Origin of the sequence: Bacillus pumilus (assembly GCF_003431975.1) — a bacterium.
GTDB classification, from domain to species: Bacteria; Bacillota; Bacilli; order Bacillales; family Bacillaceae; genus Bacillus; species Bacillus pumilus_N.
This window is the reverse complement of record NZ_CP027116.1, coordinates 3,900,747-3,916,972: the sequence shown is the minus strand read 5'-3', so window position 1 is coordinate 3,916,972 and position 16,226 is coordinate 3,900,747. Positions and strand designations below refer to the sequence as shown.

Here is a 16,226-nt window from a genome sequence, read left to right as displayed (position 1 = left end):
ATGAATAGAGGCTTGTTACTTCATGATTAGGAGGTCATTAGAAGTGAAGAAAACTGAAGGAATTCACCATATTACAGCCATTGTAGGGCATCCTCAGGAGAACGTTGATTTTTATGCAGGTGTTTTAGGGCTTCGTCTCGTGAAAAAGACCGTGAATTTTGATGATCCGGGCACATACCATTTATATTTTGGAAATGAAGGAGGAACTCCAGGAACGATTATTACGTTTTTCCCTTGGCCAGGTGCTCAAAAAGGACAAATTGGCGCCGGTCAAGTCGGTGTGACGACATATGTTGTGCCGCCGGGCGCTTTCTCTTTTTGGAAAAAACGTCTAGAGCAATTTGATATTTCTTATGAAATGGTTGAACGCTTTGGTGAAGCCTTTCTCTCATTTGAAGATCCACACGGCTTGTTAATTGAACTTGTAGAGCGTGCGGAAGGGAAACAAAATGAGTGGACATTTAACGGAGTCACACCAGATGTTGCGATCAAAGGATTTGGCGGAGCGGTTTTGTTAACGTCACAGCCTGAGCAAACGATGCAGCTACTCGAAAAAACAATGGGTTTTGAACGAGTCGGAGCAGAAGAGGACTATGTGAGATTCCGTTCATTTGGTGAGATTGGCAATGTGATTGATGTGAACAAAACACCTGTTGCACGAGGACGTATGGGTGTTGGGGTGGTGCACCATATTGCATGGAGAGCAACAGATGATCAGGATCAATTAGATTGGCAAAGACATATTGCGCAAAGCGGGTATCAAGTGACTCCTGTGCAAGACCGAAATTACTTCAATGCCATTTATTTTAGAGAGCTTGGCGGCATATTATTTGAGATTGCGACTGATCCTCCAGGGTTTGCACACGATGAATCAGTGGAAACAATGGGTGAAGCATTGAAACTGCCACCTCAATATGAGGCGCAGCGCAGTCAGATTGAACAAATTGTACTGCCAATAGAAGTGAGAGAGTTGAAAGGGAAAGGAGATGCATGATGAAACATCTTTTTCGAAAAGGAAAGAATGAACAAAGACCTGTTTTGTTATTACTGCATGGTACTGGCGGAACGGAAGAAGATTTATTGCCGCTTGCCGATTTAGTAGATGCGGACGCTTCTGTTCTTAGTGTGAGAGGAAATGTGTTGGAAAACGGTATGCCGCGCTTTTTCAGACGTTTGGCAGAGGGTGTATTTGATGAACAGGATTTAATTGAGCGGACAGAGGAACTGTATACATTTATCGGCGAGGCAGCAGAAGAATATGGGTTCGATCGTCACAATGTCGTCGCTCTCGGATATTCCAATGGGGCGAACATTGCAGGAAGTCTTTTATTCCATTACGAGGATGCGTTAAAAGGAGCTATCTTGCATCATCCAATGGTCCCGAGACGCGGGGTTTCAATGCCTTCATTAGTGGGGAAACAAGTCTTTATAGCAGCTGGTGAAAATGACCCAATGTGCCGTCCAGAGGAATCACAGGAGCTTGAGCAATTGCTTCAGGAGGCAGGCGCGTCTGTTACACTTCATTGGGAAAATCGTGGACATCAGCTAACGAGAGAAGAAGTCGATGCTGCGGCTTTATGGTATCGTCGTCAATTTTAAATAAGGTGGGGAATACAGTTGGGATTCTTACAAAAACTTTTTGGACAAACCAATCAAAAGGAGATGGAACAAATGGAAAACGTAAAGTTAGCGATTATTTATTATAGTTCAACAGGTACAAACTATCAGATGGCAAAATGGGCTGAAGCTGGAGCGAAAGAAGCTGGAGCAGAAGTCAAAATATTAAAGGTTCCTGAATTGGCTCCTGAATCAGTTGTGGCGTCAAATCCAGCATGGAAAGCACATTTAGATGAAACAAAGGATGTCCCAGAGGTTCAATTGAGTGATTTAGAGTGGGCAGATGCCATCATCTTTAGCATGCCGACACGTTTTGGTAACTTACCGGCTCAAATGAAGCAATTTTTAGACACAACTGGCGGCTTGTGGTTCCAAGGAAAATTGGCAAACAAAGCAGTAAGTGCGATGACATCTGCACAAAACCCAAATGGCGGACAGGAGCAAACCATTCTCAGCCTTTACACAACGATGTTCCACTGGGGAGCTATTATCGCCGCTCCTGGATACACTGATGACTCATTATACGGTGCAGGGGGCAACCCTTACGGCGTGAGTGTCACTGTTGACCAAAATGGAAAGATCCAAGAGGATGCAGAAGCTGCTGCAAAACATCAAGCAAAACGTACAGTCAATGTTGCAGAATGGATTAAAAAAGGTCAAAACGCTTAATCGATGGATACAAAAAGAATGCAGCCTAGACGCTGCATTCTTTTTTATTTAATAAGGATCTGATGGTGTGCTGTTGTTGATCGCTTCGTCCACGGCTTGGGCTGCGCCTGTAGAGCCTATAGGTCCGCTTGGTTGTTCTTGTTTAAAGGCTTTTAAGCCGTCAGCGACTCGCTTTCCGTAATCAGGGTCTGCCTTCGTAAAGTTTTCGATCATTTGCTCTTGAATGTCTTTTTGACAGGTAGCAAGGGTGTTGACTAAATTTTTAATCAGTTCCTCACGTTCCCAATCATTGAAGCGGCGATACGTTTCTCCGGCTTGTCCAAAGTTGTTCGGACGGTCAATGGCCTCTCGTTTGACGTCACCCTCTACAAAAGGCGTATGATCTTTTCCATCCTGCTTGGCTTCTTTTAATCCGCCAAGGATCGATGGTTCATAATTCACATGAGGGTTTTGTCCTTTGCCTTGATCGACGTGGTACTCCATTTGCCCATCTCTTTGATTCGTGGCGACATGCTTTCTCGGTGCATTGATTGGCAGCTGTAAATAGTTTGGCCCCACACGATAGCGCTGCGTGTCAGAGTAGGAGAAGGTTCGTCCTTGAAGCAATTTATCATCTGAGAAATCCAAACCGTCTACGAGAACGCCTGTCCCAAAGGCGACTTGCTCGACTTCTGCGAAATAATTTTCTGGATTTTTGTTTAACACCATTCGTCCGATTGGTTTCCAAGGATAGTCATCCTTGTACCATAGCTTGTCGGATCAAGCGGATCAAAGTCAAGGTGAGGGTGTGCATCATCTTCCATGATCTGCGCATAAACCTCCCATTCAGGATGATCTCCTTGCTCAATGGCTTCATATAAGTCCTGTGTGGCATGATTGAAGTTTTCACCTTGAATCGCTTGCGCCTGTTCTTGTGTCAGGTTGCGAATGCCTTGCTTTGGTTCAAAGTGATATTTGACCAGCACTGCTTTTCCTTCATGGTTTACCCATTTGTACGCATGGACACCTGAGCCTTGCATGTGCCGATAAGTTGCTGGGATGCCCCATGGTGAAAAGAGAAATGTCACCATATGTGTCGCTTCAGGAGATTGCGAGACAAAGTCAAAAATACGCTCGCCGTCCTGCCGATTCGTAACAGGGTCTGGCTTAAAGGCATGAACCAAATCTGGAAACTTCAAAGCATCTCGGATAAAGAAAATTTTCAGGTTGTTTCCTACGAGGTCCCAATTGCCTTCTTCTGTATAAAATTTAATCGCAAACCCTCTCGGATCGCGCAATGTTTCTGGCGAATGACCGCCGTGAATAACAGAAGAAAAACGGACGAAAACAGGTGTCTTTTTCCCTTTTTCCTGAAATAATTTTGCTCTTGTATAAGTAGAAATAGGTTCATCACCGAATGTGCCATAGGCTTCAAAGTAACCGTGAGCTCCCGCCCCGCGCGCATGGACGACACGTTCAGGAATACGTTCGCGATCAAAATGACTGATTTTTTCTAGGAAATCGTAGTTTTCAAGCGTAGTTGGTCCTCTATTTCCAACGGTTCTCATATTTTGATTGTCTGTTACGGGGTGACCTTGTCTGTTCGTTAAAGTGTCATCTGACTCTGAAGATGGCTTAGGCTGTTGATCTTCTTTCAATTCAAATCCCTCCTTCAATATCTCCCTAACAATATGGTCATCTTTCTCCCTATTTCATACAAGGATTGATATAATGATTGAAAACTTTTACGAGGAGCGAACCTGATGATTCGATTACACTGCCTTCACGCCCATCCGTCCAATCAGTCATATATAGAAGATGTTTTTGGCGATACCGATCTTGCGCTTTATCATACGGTCGATTCATCCTTTATAGAACGCGCTACACAAGATCCCACTTTTGATCATCACAAGCAGCAAGCCTATGCCATTAACAAACTGATGCAAGAAGATAAAGCTGATCTTACTCTGCTCACGTGTACACAATACATTGCAGCTTTGGGTGAACAGCAGCACCTGTTTAAACAACCGATTGTTCCGATTGATGAACCAGTATTTGAGCTGATTTGTGAGAAAAAAGAATCTCTTCAACTTGTGTTTTCAAACCCCGCTACAGTGGAAGGGACGATGAAGCGGCTTGAGTCATATGCCAAAGATCGAGGCAAACAGATTGATGCAGAAGTGATCGTGATGGAGGATGTCTTTCACCTTTGCCTAAATGGTGATATGCAGGCTTATGAGGAGCAGATTAAAAAGCAGCTCAGAAGATGTATAAAAAAAAGCGGAGACATTTGTGTGATGCAGTTATCCATGGTTCGTGCTTCGCAGCAGATGGAAGAGGAGACTGGTGTCCCCATCATTCATCCGCTTTCTCCATTAAAACAGTTTGTTTATCAAACGATATCTGCATTGAAAGAGTGAACCCGTCTGGTTTGCTCTTTTTTGTATAGAAATAGAAATGGGACGACATGTTAAAAAATAATCGAGCGCAAACTATTTTCAAAAGGTGCGCGTCTATCCATTGTAAGAAATAACCGATGCGCATTTAAGATAAAGGAGCTCTTTGTAAAATGAAGAAACGAAAGATTGAGGATCAATTTGCTGATTACGTAATGGAGCATAAACATAGTTTTTATCGATTGTCCTACAGTTATGTCAAGAATCCAGAGGATGCGATGGATGTCGTTCAAGAGGCGATTCATAAAGCGCTCAAATCTGTCCACCGGCTAGAGGATGTAAGTAAGATGCATAGCTGGTTTTATAAAATCGTAGTGAACGCTGCCCTAGACTTTTTACGAAAGAAGAAGCGGGTGCAAGTGACAGATGATGACACGCTTGAATTCTTATCACAGGGCGAATCAGATGTCTATGAGGATCAAGACGTCCGACAAGCCATAGAGGATTTGCCCGAAATGTACCGAGTCATCATTATCTTGAGATTCTTTGAAGATTTAAAACTAGAGGACATCGCCCACATTCTAGATGAAAATGAAAACACCATTAAAACAAGATTATATAAGGCGCTGCGGCTTTTAAAAGTAGAATTATCACAGGAGGAAATGTAAATGGATAAGTATTTGGAACAGTTAAAAGATGAATATTTAGAAATCCCTATTCCACCGGAATATGATGCTATGGTTGAACGAACATTGAAACGAAAAAATAAAAAGCCTCATTTTCAACAATGGACTATCGGACTTGTTGCTGCGGCTGCTCTATTTGTCACGACTGTGAATGTCAGTCCACAGGCGGCAAGAGCCATTTCAGAGGTACCTGTCATTGGCGAGCTGGTGAAAGTCGTGACATTCACAGAATTTAAAAAGAGCGATCAAGGAACGAATATTGACCTTAAAACACCACACGTTTCTGGGCTTGGGGACGGAACATTACAAGACAGCCTGAATCAAAAATATTTAGCTGAAAACAAAAAGCTGTATCAAGATTTTGAAAAGGAAACAAAGGGTTATAAAAATGGTCATTTAAGTGTTGAGAGTGGATATGAAGTGAGAACAAACAATGATCAAATTCTTTCACTAGGTCGATACAAGGTGACGACTCAGGCTTCTGCGTCAGAAGAAATGACGTATGATACGGTTGATAAGAAAAACCATGTACTCATTACATTACCAAGCCTGTTTAAAGATGATCGTTATATTGATGTGATTAGTGAAAATATTAAAGAACAAATGAAGAAACAGATGAAAGAGGATTCAAACAAAATGTATTGGATTGGCAAGCAAGATATGGCGGATCCATTTAAGAAAATTAAGCCAGATCAAAGCTTCTATATCAATTCAAAAGGGAAGCTTGTGATTTCCTTTAATGAATATGATGTGGCGCCTGGATACATGGGTGTAGTGGAATTCACGATTCCAACAAGTGTGTTAAAGGATATCCTTGTCAGTGATATGTACATTCATTAAAAAGAAGATAGAGAAAAAAGACTGCTGAACAATTCAGCAGTCTTGTCGTGTTTTATGAAGAAAGTGCGTCTGTTAGTGCAGGTACGACTTGTTTCTTTCTTGATACAACACCTTTAAGTAAAGCGGTGTTGTTTTCAAGTGTGACGTTAAATGCTTTTTCTACTTTTGCAGCTTCGGCACCAAGTGCAAGTGCAAGGGAGTCATTTTCTAGAATGTCTGTGATCACTAGAACGAATACATCAAGACCTTTCTCTGCAATGACTTCATTGATTTTCGCTTCAATGTCAGCCTGTCTTGCTGTTACTTCGGCGATATCTACTGTATTAACTTGTGCAATTTCCACTTTGCTGCTGCCTAGTGCGAACTCTTTTGCATCCAGTGTGATTAATTCTTGAATCGTTTTTTGGCTTAGGTCAGCTCCTGCTTTCAGCATGTCTAAACCATATACTTCAGGGTCTACCCCCGCGATTTTTGCCAGCTCATGCGCAGCATCAATATCCTGCTGTGTGCAAGTTGGGGATTTGAATAGTAAGGAATCAGAAATGATGGCAGATAAAAGCAAACCAGCGATTTCTTTTTCAATCGTCACTTGGTTCTCTTTGTACATTTTGTTCAAGATCGTTGCTGTGCAGCCAACAGGCTCAGCGCGATAGTAAAGAGGTTCACTTGTTTCAAAGTTGGCAATACGGTGATGGTCGATAACCTCAGTCACTTGTACTTGATCAATATCGCTTACACTTTGCTGGAATTCGTTATGATCGACAAGAATGACTTGCTTTGTTTCGTTTGTAGCCGTTTCAATGAAACGAGGTGCTTCTTGTTTAAAGAAATCTAATGCGTATTGTGTTTCTCCATTGATTTCTCCAAGTCTGACCGCTTCTGCTTCGACGCCAATTTTGTTTTTTAGATCAGCGTAAGCGATAGCAGAGCAAATCGTGTCTGTGTCAGGATTTTTGTGTCCGAATACGAGTGTTTTTCCCATGTGAATTCTCCTTCTTACATTTATTGATGATGTTTCTATTCTAACAGCTTTTGACCTTGAATTCAGGGTTTATAGCTAAGAATAATCTAAAAAATTGTAACATGCTAATTGAAAAGTTGCATGTGCGATTTCATATTAGTGTTCCACGTGAAACGCTCTGAGAATAGCCTGCATTTTACTTGGGATTTGCCGCTATGGTAAAATAAAGGTTGGGCAAGACAGGATGTAGCTTACATCTTACGTATACATAGAAGGACACATTGAGCAAGATATAGTAAAAGGATTGGATAGAGGTGAAGGTGTGAAACAAACAAAAGCGTTAGTAGAGGGTGCTATCATGATCAGTATTTTTTCTGTCATGACGCTGTTTTATTTGTATGTGCCACTATTATCCATTATTTTCTTTCTAGCTGCTCCGATTCCAATCATCCTCTATACAATCAGGCACGGCTTGAAAAAAGGAATTGCTGCTGGCGCTATTGGGATAGTGATCAGCTTTTTAATTGGGTCTATTAATGGGCTACTCAGTGCACCTATATTGATCGCTGCCGGATTAGGCATGGGAATTTTCTACAGCAGAAGACAGCCAGGAAATGCCATCATTGCAGGTGCGCTGATCTATTTATTCAGTTTTCTCATCTCATTTGTTGTCAGTGTTCAGCTTTTTCAAATCGATATGATGAGTATCACGAAAGAGTCAATTGAACAAGTGATGCCGATGTTAGAGAGTGCCTTAAAGCAATCCGGCATTTCTGAGCGGGACATCGCAAAGCAGCTGAAGCAGTTCAGAGAGATACAAGATGCTGCATTGAGTGCTTTGCCTGTAGCGCTGTTAATTGGTGTGACACTGCTGGCGTTTGTGAACCACTGGTTCGTGCAGCCTCTGATCAAACGGTTTGTCAAAGACATGCCAGCCTTGAAGAAATTTAAGGATATGCGGCTGCGAAAAAGCATGGTATGGTATTATTTACTCACAATGCTTTTGCTGCTGATTCATACGGAAAAAGGCAGCTTTTTATGGCTCGTTCAAACGAGTGCATTTCGAATTTTATTTATACTGGTGCTTATTCAGGGATTTTCTTTTATCTTCTATTATTGCCACGAAAAGAGCATCTCAAAAGCGGTGCCCATTTTCGCTATCGTGTTAGGGTTCCTTTATCCGACGATCGGTGTGATTGTGCGTATAATAGGGATTGCTGACATAGGCTTTGATTTAAGGGGAAAAGTAAAAAACAAATAATTCACTCTGAATGTTGAGGAGTTGATATCAGTGCCAAGCTTCTATAGAAAACCTGTCATCAAGTATCCGATCATCGCGCTCATTGTTTTTGCGATGGTCACAGTTCTCCTCAACCTTTATTTTAATTGGATCATAGGAGCGGTTGGTCTTTTTGTTCTTGCAGGTGTGCTCTATTTCTTAAAATGGGCAGATACGCAAGTTCAAAAAGAAATTGATTCATATATTTCAACATTATCCTATCGAGTCAAAAAGGTTGGAGAAGAAGCACTAATGGAAATGCCAATTGGTATTATGCTGTTTAATGACCAGTATTATATCGAATGGACAAATCCATTTCTCGCTTCGTGCTTTCATGAAAGCACACTTGTCGGCAGATCTTTGTATGATACATTCGAGTCCATTGTGCCTCTCATTAAACAAGAGGTCGAGACAGAAAATGTGACGCTGAATGACCGAAAATTCAAAGTCATTATTAAACGCTCAGAGCGCCTTTTGTATTTCTTTGATGTCACGGAACAGGTACAGATTGAAAGACAATACGAAAATGAACGAACGGTGTTATCTTATATCTTTTTAGACAATTACGACGATGTCACGCAAGGCCTTGATGATCAGGTACGTAGCGCTATTAATAGTGAAGTGACGTCTTTATTAAACAATTGGGCACAGGAATATGGCATTTTCCTGAAGCGAATCTCGTCAGAACGTTTTATGGCGGTTCTCAATGAGAGCATCTTGGCTGAACTGGAGGCGTCGAAGTTCTCCATTTTAGACGAAGTCCGTGAGAAAACAGGGGCGCATAGTGCGACGCTTACTCTCAGTATCGGGATCGGTGCGTCTGTTCCTTCTTTAAAAGAGCTTGGGGCACTTGCGCAGTCAAGTCTTGACCTTGCCCTTGGACGAGGCGGAGATCAGGTAGCCATTAAGCAGCCGAATGGAAAAGTGAAATTCTACGGTGGTAAAACGAACCCAATGGAGAAAAGAACGCGCGTACGCGCACGGGTCATTTCTCATGCTTTAAAAGAAATTGTAGCTGAAAGCGGGAATGTCATGATCATGGGACATAAGTTCCCAGACATGGACTCGATCGGTGCATCCATCGGGATTTTAAAGGTCGCTCAAGCCAATGGGAAAGAAGGCTATATTGTCATTGATGCCAACCAGATTGGGGACAGTGTTCAGCGCTTAATTAGTGAAATTAAGAATTATGAAGATCTTTGGTCACGTTTTATCACCCCAGAGGAAGCGATGGAGCTTGCAAAGGATGATACATTGCTTGTGGTCGTGGATACACATAAACCGTCTCTCGTCATGGAAGAACGACTGCTGAATAAGATTGAAAACGTCGTGGTCATTGACCATCATAGACGCGGCGAGGAATTTATTCGTGATCCTTTACTTGTCTATATGGAACCGTATGCTTCATCTACAGCAGAGCTTGTGACAGAGCTTTTAGAGTATCAGCCGAAGAAATTACGCATTAACATGATTGAGGCTACTGCGCTTCTCGCAGGGATTATCGTTGATACGAAGAGCTTCTCACTGAGAACGGGATCAAGAACGTTTGATGCCGCTTCCTATCTACGTGCGAAGGGAGCAGATCCTGTCCTTGTACAAAAGTTCTTAAAAGAGACAGTGGATCATTACATCAAACGGGCAAAGCTCATTCAGCATACAGAGCTGTATCAAAACCAGGTGGCGATTGCCTCATTGCCGTCTGACAGATCGGAGTATTATGATCAAATTACGATTGCGCAGACGGCTGATTCCCTGTTGTCAATGAGTGAGGTAGAAGCGTCATTTGCTGTCGCTAGACGAGATGACAACACGGTGTGCATTAGTGCGAGATCGTTAGGAGATATCAACGTCCAAATTATCATGGAAGCGTTAGATGGCGGTGGTCATTTGACTAACGCTGCCACTCAAATGTATGGTATAACCATTGAAGAAGCAGTAGAGCAGTTAAAAGCTGCCATTGATGAATATTTCGAAGGAGGGGTTCAAAGATGAAAGTCATCTTTCTAAAAGACGTAAAAGGAAAAGGGAAAAAAGGCGAAGTCAAGAATGTAGCAGATGGATACGCTCACAACTTCCTCATCAAACAAGGGTTAGCGGTTGAAGCAAATCCAACGAACCTAAGTGCATTGGAAGGGCAGAAAAACAAAGAGAAAAAGAATGCCATCCAAGAGCTTGAACAAGCGAAACAACTAAAAGAAACACTTGAGGCGCTAACAGTAGAACTTACAGCAAAATCAGGTGAAGGCGGCCGTCTGTTTGGATCAATTACGAGCAAACAAATCGCTGATAAATTGCAAAAAGATCATCAAATCAAACTCGATAAGCGTAAAATCGAGCTGAATGACGCCATCCGTGCATTAGGTTACACAAATGTACCGGTGAAGCTTCATCCAGAAGTACAAGCAACGTTAAAGGTTCATGTGACTGAACAAGCATAAAGCAGAAAAGAACCCGTCTCACGAGGAGGCGGGTTCTTTTTTTATGATGGATCTGAGATATAGACGCTTCGTCCGGCACGCATACCGGATAAAAGCATGAAAAATAGGATGATGATAAAGATGATAATGGATGGCGTCCATGTATGTGTAAGATCAAAAAGGATACCGATCATGAATGGACCAACGGCGGCTAATAAATAACCGAGAGACTGAGCCATTCCAGAAAGGGCAGCGGCTTGCTCCATATTGGTCGTCCGCAATCCGATAAATGTGAGGGCAAGACTAATGCTAGCCCCTTGTCCAACACCGATCAATAAAACAGAGATGACAAGAATAGGCGTCGATCCTCCGAGAAGAAGTCCGATCATGCCAAATAAATACACAAGGACAAGGCCGACGACAAGCGGTCTTTGTGTTTTTAATTTTTCTGCAAAAACAGGTGTTAAAAAGGTGGATGGCAGCCCAACAAACTGCATAATGGACAGCATCCAGCCGGCTGTCGACAGGTTCATTCCATGTGATGTTAAAATATCAGGAAACCAGGCGATACTGCTATAGAAAAGGAATGACTGCAACCCCATAAAAAAGGTCACCTGCCATGCGACACGTGAACGCCATATCGGCTGCTCTGTGAGCGAAATGCTTTTGACGGCCGCTGTGTTCTGATGAAGAAGCTGCGGCGCCCAGACCATCATCGCGAGTAGTGCAAGGCCAGCCCATACGAGGAATGATGTATTCCAGCCGCCAGGCATCGTATGACTGAGCGGAACACTGACACCTGAAGCCAGTGCCGCAAAGACGGACATCGAGGTCGTATATACACTTGTCATCAAACCAGCATGTGCAGGAAATTTATGCTTCACGAGCCCCGGTAAGAGCACATTACATATCGCAATTCCGACACCGACAAGCGCTGTTCCCAACATCAAGAAGGTGATCGAGCCCAATGAGCGAATCACAATCCCAAATAGAAGGACAGCAAGCCCTAGCCAGAGGGTTCGTTCATTGCCAAGTCGTTTTCCGATTTTAGGTGCAATGGGAGAAAGTAATGCGAATGAGAGCAGTGGTAATGTCGTGAGAAAACCCGCAAGTCCATTTGACAGCTGCAAATCGGAACGAATGACGCCGATGAGAGGTCCTACGGACGTAATGGCAGGCCGTAAGTTAAATGCAATGAGTAAAATTCCAGCAATCAGCAGGATGGTTTGTCCTTTACTGCGAGGGTGTAAGGTTGATTGGTCTAGTTGTTGTTCCATGAATGTAAACTCCTTTATTTGTTTAAGAAGAATGATCTTTCTTCTGTTCAAGCTCTGCTAGTTTAGCGATTAAGATATGCTGCGGCATATGCATGATTTGTTCAATGGGTACATTGAGTGATGCCGCAAGTTTTTGTGCGGTATCGGCTGAGATTTGTAAAGGTCTCATATGCAAAACCCTCCTCTTTTAATCTATAAGTTCCAATATATCATATCGGCTTTGTGCCATGCTGATAAAAAACTAGAGTTCTCTTTGATAAAACCACTTTAGGGCGGATAAGAAATTCTTTTGGAATTGTGTCAGGTGATGCCCCTCCCCTTGTTCGATGTGATATTGCAGCTGCCATTCCTGCATTCCTTTTTGTAATAAAAGGTCATGTAGTTGTTTATTGAATAAAGGCATGTGCTTTTGAGCGGATGCTTTGCCTTTACCTTCTTCACTGCCTACAGACAAATAAATAAGGTGATCCACACATTCAATGCTTTGTTGTTTAGCAAACGGTAAAAAATTTTGATACCAAAATGACCCGGAGATAGATGCGATGTTTTTAAAAAGGGCAGGGTAAATCAATAAGGTATACATAGCAAATAGCCCACCCAATGAGGCACCTATGTGACTATGTTCATGACAGTTCTGCTTGACTGGATATTCTCTTTTGATATATGGGAGCAAGTCATTCGCTAAAAATGACACGTACGTCTCCGCCTCACCTTTAAAGTCAGGAAACCCAGATCGCAGTGATGATGCTTTCCATGGTGTATATTCGTCAAGTCGATTGAAAGGATGTATGCCGACAATGATGATTGGCGAGATGGTTTTGGCTTCGATCAGTCTTTCGATCTCTAGCAGATGTGTTCTAAACAAAGAAGAGCCATCTTGTACAAAGACAGCTGGAACATTAATAGAGGTGTTCTGTGGAAGGTAAATATCAAGCTGACGCCCGTTAAACTCATCATATAGAAACGTTCCATTCATGTGTATTCACTCCTCAAGATTTTCAACTACGCTGAAAAGAAGACAAAGGGCTAAAAATTTTAGCCCTTTGTCTTCTTTTTTTAGTTGTTTTTCTCTAACCATTTGACAGCTTTATCAAGGAACGCTGTTTTGCTTAGTGCAGTTCCTCCTTGAAGCATAGGATCAACGACATTTTCATTGATGTGGCCATTTTTTACAGCTTTTAGGCTTGTCCAAATTTTATTTTTCTCTAAGTCCTTTAATGCATTAGGATTCGATGAGTTTTCCTCTTTAGAGAACTGAACAAAAATATAGTCAGGATTGAGTTCGCCCAGGCGCTCCATTGAAATCATTGCTTGTGCTTTGGCTTTTTTGATATCACTTGGTGCTGTAAATCCTAAGTCTCCATATAAGGTAGAGTTAAAGTATACGTCTTCAGGATACACGTACAGGTCACCCTGTCTAATGCGTAAAATGACAGCTGTTTTGTTGTTGCTTTTGTCTTTCAGGGTTTCTTTCGCTTGTTTGAGCTCTTTCTGGTAATCAGAAATGATGTTTTTCGCTTTTTCACTTTTTCCAGTAAGTGTACCAAGCAATAAAAGGTTGCTTTCCCAGTCAGAAGAGACATGTGATACTGGGATCGTCGTTTGGACTTTATCCAATTTTTTAATTGTTGCAGGTGGGAACTTTGTTGATCCGAGTATTACGTCTGGTTTTAGTTTTAAGATTTTCTCTAGGTTCGGTTCTGTTTTTTCACCGATGCCTTCTGTTTTCGCTGTGATGTCTTTAAATAATTCAGGGAACGTGCCGCCTACAGTAGAAGCACCAATAGGCTCAATATCAAGTAATTTTGCATCTTCCATAGATTCTAGGCTTCCAGCGATGACAACTCTTTTCACTGGTGTTTTGAGTTTGTACGTTTGATCTAAGTAATTGATGTTTGTTTCTGCTATTTCAGCTGACTTGCTTTTGGCTGTGTTTGAAGCAGGTTTATTTTCTGTAGCACCACAGGCTGCTGTTATGATCGTCATGATACTAAGGGTAAGCAATGCGAACCATTTTTTCATTTGTTTTCTCCTTTAACTGATAATTGTTCTCAATTAAAGATTGTATTAGGCTTTCGTCCTTTTATCCATAGACAAATCTCTGTCAAATGATGGACTTTTTACGGAAAAAAAGATAAAAGGTCCTGAATGACTCGTTGATGACTGGCTGCTGTGTATTCACGCCAAGGGTCAGAAGTGAGTGGATAGACGGCTTGTTGAGTCACAGCCTTGAGATTTTGCCAAGCTTCCTGTTGCTGTAGCTTTTGATAAAAAGCAATGGTTTTTGGCTCCTTATGCAAGAGGAGGAAGATGGCGTCTGGATCTAGTTGTTGTATGGAGTGAATGCTGATTTTCTTTTCTATTAGCTGACCATTATTCTGAAAAGCTGGCAGAAGACCAATGTCATGAAAAATCACTTCTGACATGGTGCGATTTACAGACAAGTAAAGCTGATCTTGAAAGATACGAAGAGGCAGGACGGTTTTTGGTGAGTGATCAACAAGGCATGCCTTTTTCGTTTGAATGACGAGTTCCTCGTAATGAATCAACCATTCTTCTGCTTCCTTCGCTTCGTTTAGGAACATAGCTGTTTGTCTGAATTGAGTGCGCCAATCCAATTGTGTGAATGGAACAAAATGAACAGGACAGATGGTTTCCAATAATTGCTTTTCTTTCTCTGTCAAAAGATCATTGGCAATGATTAGCTCAGGTTTTGTTTCTTTTAATTGTTGTAAATTGGCTTCAGCGTGCTCGTTAATCCGATGTGCACTTAGGTGAATCGGAATTTCTTCTGCATGATGCTCAAAATCATGTGCTGTCCATTTAGGATGAAGAGGGGCAGCATATGGGATGATATGAATGGGTGTGAGCTGACCGAGTATGGAATGGCCATAGGCTGCAATTTTCCGCTGACGGCTTTTCATATAAGTAGAAGGGGTCATGCCCGTTTTTTTCTTAAAGATGCGGCTAAAGTAATAGGGATCTTGATAGCCGATTTCCAGTGCAATGTCTTTGAGTTTTGCGTTGCCTTTTGCCATTAACTGTTTGGCTCTAGTCATCCTTTTCTTAGTGATATAATCAGTGACACTCACGTCAAAATGCTTTTTAAATAGCTCACTGTAATGATTGGCGCTGATGCCAGCCATATGAGAAAGACTTGTAAGGCTGAGAGGTTCTTCGTAATGTTGGTCGATATATTGTTTTGTTTTAAAAAGGGCATGTGTCGTGTCACAAATATCTTCATTATGCAGTGTGAAAAGCTGCATAATGAGCTGTTGAAAAAGGGTTTGGCTTCTAAAAAAGCTAATGGATTCAGGCCTTTGCCATTCCTCTGTAATGTCAGACAGTAAAGAATGGATTTGTTCAATCGAGCTAATATCGATAAATTGCCATACATTCAGTAAAGAACGGGCATGTTCAATTGATACCTCTTCTATGTGTTGACCTTGCGGCGTGTACATCTGAAAGCGAAGCAGATAGAGCTCGTGTTTTTGATAAGGCTCTGTTTTCAACATAAATGTCTCACCAGACAGGATTGTATAGAGTGTTAGATTTTTCAATCGCCATTTTTGATCGTTCAGCGTGAGTAAGCCGCTGCAACTTATGCTAAAGAGAAGGCAAAATGTATCTGATAACTGCTGCTCCTTATGCGGAAGCTCTGCATTCTTTATTTTTTCAACATATGTTAATCGATAGATGAATTGTTCGGCATTTGGGATTGTACGTAATTGATTGTTGTTTCTCATAAAACCACCTGATCTCTTATTGGTTGATAAACATTCTCAATTAAATTGTAGCAGAAAGAGCTGGAAAGATGGTGATGTTTATTCTGTTAAAAAAGCACCCTGAGTGAGATCAGGGTGCGATGATTTATTCCGTATTTTCATGTGCTAGGGCAGGTTCTTTTCTTAAGTTTAATGGCCGTAAGTCCTGCCAGTGTGTTTGGATGTAATCGATGCAGGCATTTCTAGTGTCTTCACCAAAGACCTTTTCCCATCCATCTGGTATTGATGCAAATGAGGGCCAAAGTGAATGCTGTCCTTGTTCATTGACAAGCACAAGAAATACACCGTCTTCACGATCAAAGGGATTTGTCATTTGTCAT

Annotated in this window: 16 protein-coding genes and 1 pseudogene; 9 read left to right on the top strand and 8 right to left on the bottom strand. The window is 41.9% G+C overall.

Annotated features, from left to right (window positions below; all coding sequences use genetic code 11):
• Positions 1-22 precede the first annotated feature (22 nt).
• The 3 genes from C5695_RS20210 (at position 23) to wrbA (ending at position 2,286) form a co-directional block, all read left to right on the top strand.
• Positions 23-994: a ring-cleaving dioxygenase gene (locus tag C5695_RS20210; protein WP_233230769.1), complete on the top strand. Its 972-nt coding sequence runs from the start codon at positions 23-25 to the stop codon at positions 992-994.
• Entirely contained in the window at positions 991-1,599 is a 609-nt protein-coding gene (locus tag C5695_RS20205) for an alpha/beta hydrolase (protein WP_117732915.1), read from the top strand. The genes C5695_RS20210 and C5695_RS20205 overlap by 4 nt, the downstream gene beginning before the upstream one ends.
• Positions 1,600-1,671: 72 nt before the next feature.
• Positions 1,672-2,286 (top strand): NAD(P)H:quinone oxidoreductase, encoded by a 615-nt coding sequence (wrbA, locus tag C5695_RS20200; protein WP_187441386.1) that lies wholly within the window; start codon positions 1,672-1,674, stop codon positions 2,284-2,286.
• 48 nt (positions 2,287-2,334) lie between these two features.
• Here the strand turns inward: wrbA and katX are convergent.
• Positions 2,335-3,833 (bottom strand): annotated as a pseudogene (gene katX / locus C5695_RS20195) (catalase KatX).
• A gap of 195 nt (positions 3,834-4,028) precedes the next feature.
• Between katX and C5695_RS20190 the strand changes: the two are divergent.
• The 3 genes from C5695_RS20190 to C5695_RS20180 all read left to right on the top strand — a co-directional run bounded on the left by C5695_RS20190 (position 4,029) and on the right by C5695_RS20180 (position 6,187).
• Positions 4,029-4,685 (top strand): hypothetical protein, encoded by a 657-nt coding sequence (locus C5695_RS20190; protein WP_117732911.1) that lies wholly within the window; start codon positions 4,029-4,031, stop codon positions 4,683-4,685.
• Positions 4,686-4,834: 149 nt separating this feature from the next.
• Positions 4,835-5,329, top strand: a complete 495-nt coding sequence (locus C5695_RS20185) for an RNA polymerase sigma factor SigV (protein WP_117732910.1) — start codon at positions 4,835-4,837, stop codon at positions 5,327-5,329.
• Entirely contained in the window at positions 5,330-6,187 is an 858-nt protein-coding gene (locus C5695_RS20180) for an anti-sigma-V factor RsiV (protein WP_117732908.1), read from the top strand.
• 52 nt (positions 6,188-6,239) lie between these two features.
• Here the strand turns inward: C5695_RS20180 and C5695_RS20175 are convergent, their stop codons facing one another.
• A complete protein-coding gene (locus C5695_RS20175; RefSeq protein ID WP_117732905.1) occupies positions 6,240-7,169 on the bottom strand; it encodes a manganese-dependent inorganic pyrophosphatase in 930 nt (309 codons plus the stop codon).
• Positions 7,170-7,470: 301 nt separating this feature from the next.
• Here C5695_RS20175 and C5695_RS20170 point away from each other — a divergent pair, with 301 nt between their 5' ends.
• The 3 genes from C5695_RS20170 to rplI are packed head-to-tail and all read left to right on the top strand — an operon-like array spanning position 7,471 to position 10,865.
• Positions 7,471-8,409 (top strand): YybS family protein, encoded by a 939-nt coding sequence (locus tag C5695_RS20170; protein WP_148977267.1) that lies wholly within the window; start codon positions 7,471-7,473, stop codon positions 8,407-8,409.
• A 30-nt stretch (positions 8,410-8,439) separates the two neighbouring features.
• Positions 8,440-10,419 carry a DHH family phosphoesterase gene (locus C5695_RS20165; protein WP_117732901.1) on the top strand — a complete coding sequence of 660 codons (1,980 nt, stop codon included), beginning with the start codon at positions 8,440-8,442 and terminating at the stop codon, positions 10,417-10,419.
• Positions 10,416-10,865: a 50S ribosomal protein L9 gene (gene rplI, locus C5695_RS20160; RefSeq protein WP_034323903.1), complete on the top strand. Its 450-nt coding sequence runs from the start codon at positions 10,416-10,418 to the stop codon at positions 10,863-10,865. Before C5695_RS20165 ends, rplI begins: the two co-directional genes overlap by 4 nt.
• Before the next feature lie 41 nt (positions 10,866-10,906).
• Here rplI and C5695_RS20155 read toward each other — a convergent pair whose 3' ends face one another.
• From C5695_RS20155 to C5695_RS20130, 6 genes are all read right to left on the bottom strand, one after another.
• Positions 10,907-12,121, bottom strand: a complete 1,215-nt coding sequence (locus tag C5695_RS20155; RefSeq protein ID WP_117732899.1) for a CynX/NimT family MFS transporter — start codon at positions 12,119-12,121, stop codon at positions 10,907-10,909.
• A gap of 22 nt (positions 12,122-12,143) precedes the next feature.
• Positions 12,144-12,290, bottom strand: a complete 147-nt coding sequence (locus C5695_RS20150) for a YycC family protein (protein ID WP_081112346.1) — start codon at positions 12,288-12,290, stop codon at positions 12,144-12,146.
• Positions 12,291-12,362: 72 nt separating this feature from the next.
• Positions 12,363-13,097, bottom strand: coding sequence for an alpha/beta hydrolase (locus C5695_RS20145; RefSeq protein WP_117732897.1), 735 nt, complete (start codon positions 13,095-13,097; stop codon positions 12,363-12,365).
• Between the two features lie 80 nt (positions 13,098-13,177).
• Positions 13,178-14,143, bottom strand: a complete 966-nt coding sequence (locus tag C5695_RS20140; protein ID WP_117732894.1) for an ABC transporter substrate-binding protein — start codon at positions 14,141-14,143, stop codon at positions 13,178-13,180.
• A gap of 98 nt (positions 14,144-14,241) precedes the next feature.
• On the bottom strand, positions 14,242-15,867 hold the full coding sequence (locus C5695_RS20135) for an AraC family transcriptional regulator (RefSeq protein WP_117732892.1): 1,626 nt from the start codon (positions 15,865-15,867) through the stop codon (positions 14,242-14,244).
• A 124-nt stretch (positions 15,868-15,991) separates the two neighbouring features.
• Complete coding sequence (locus C5695_RS20130; protein ID WP_117732889.1) at positions 15,992-16,219, bottom strand: MbtH family protein; 228 nt, start codon at positions 16,217-16,219, stop codon at positions 15,992-15,994.
• Positions 16,220-16,226: the final 7 nt, after the last annotated feature.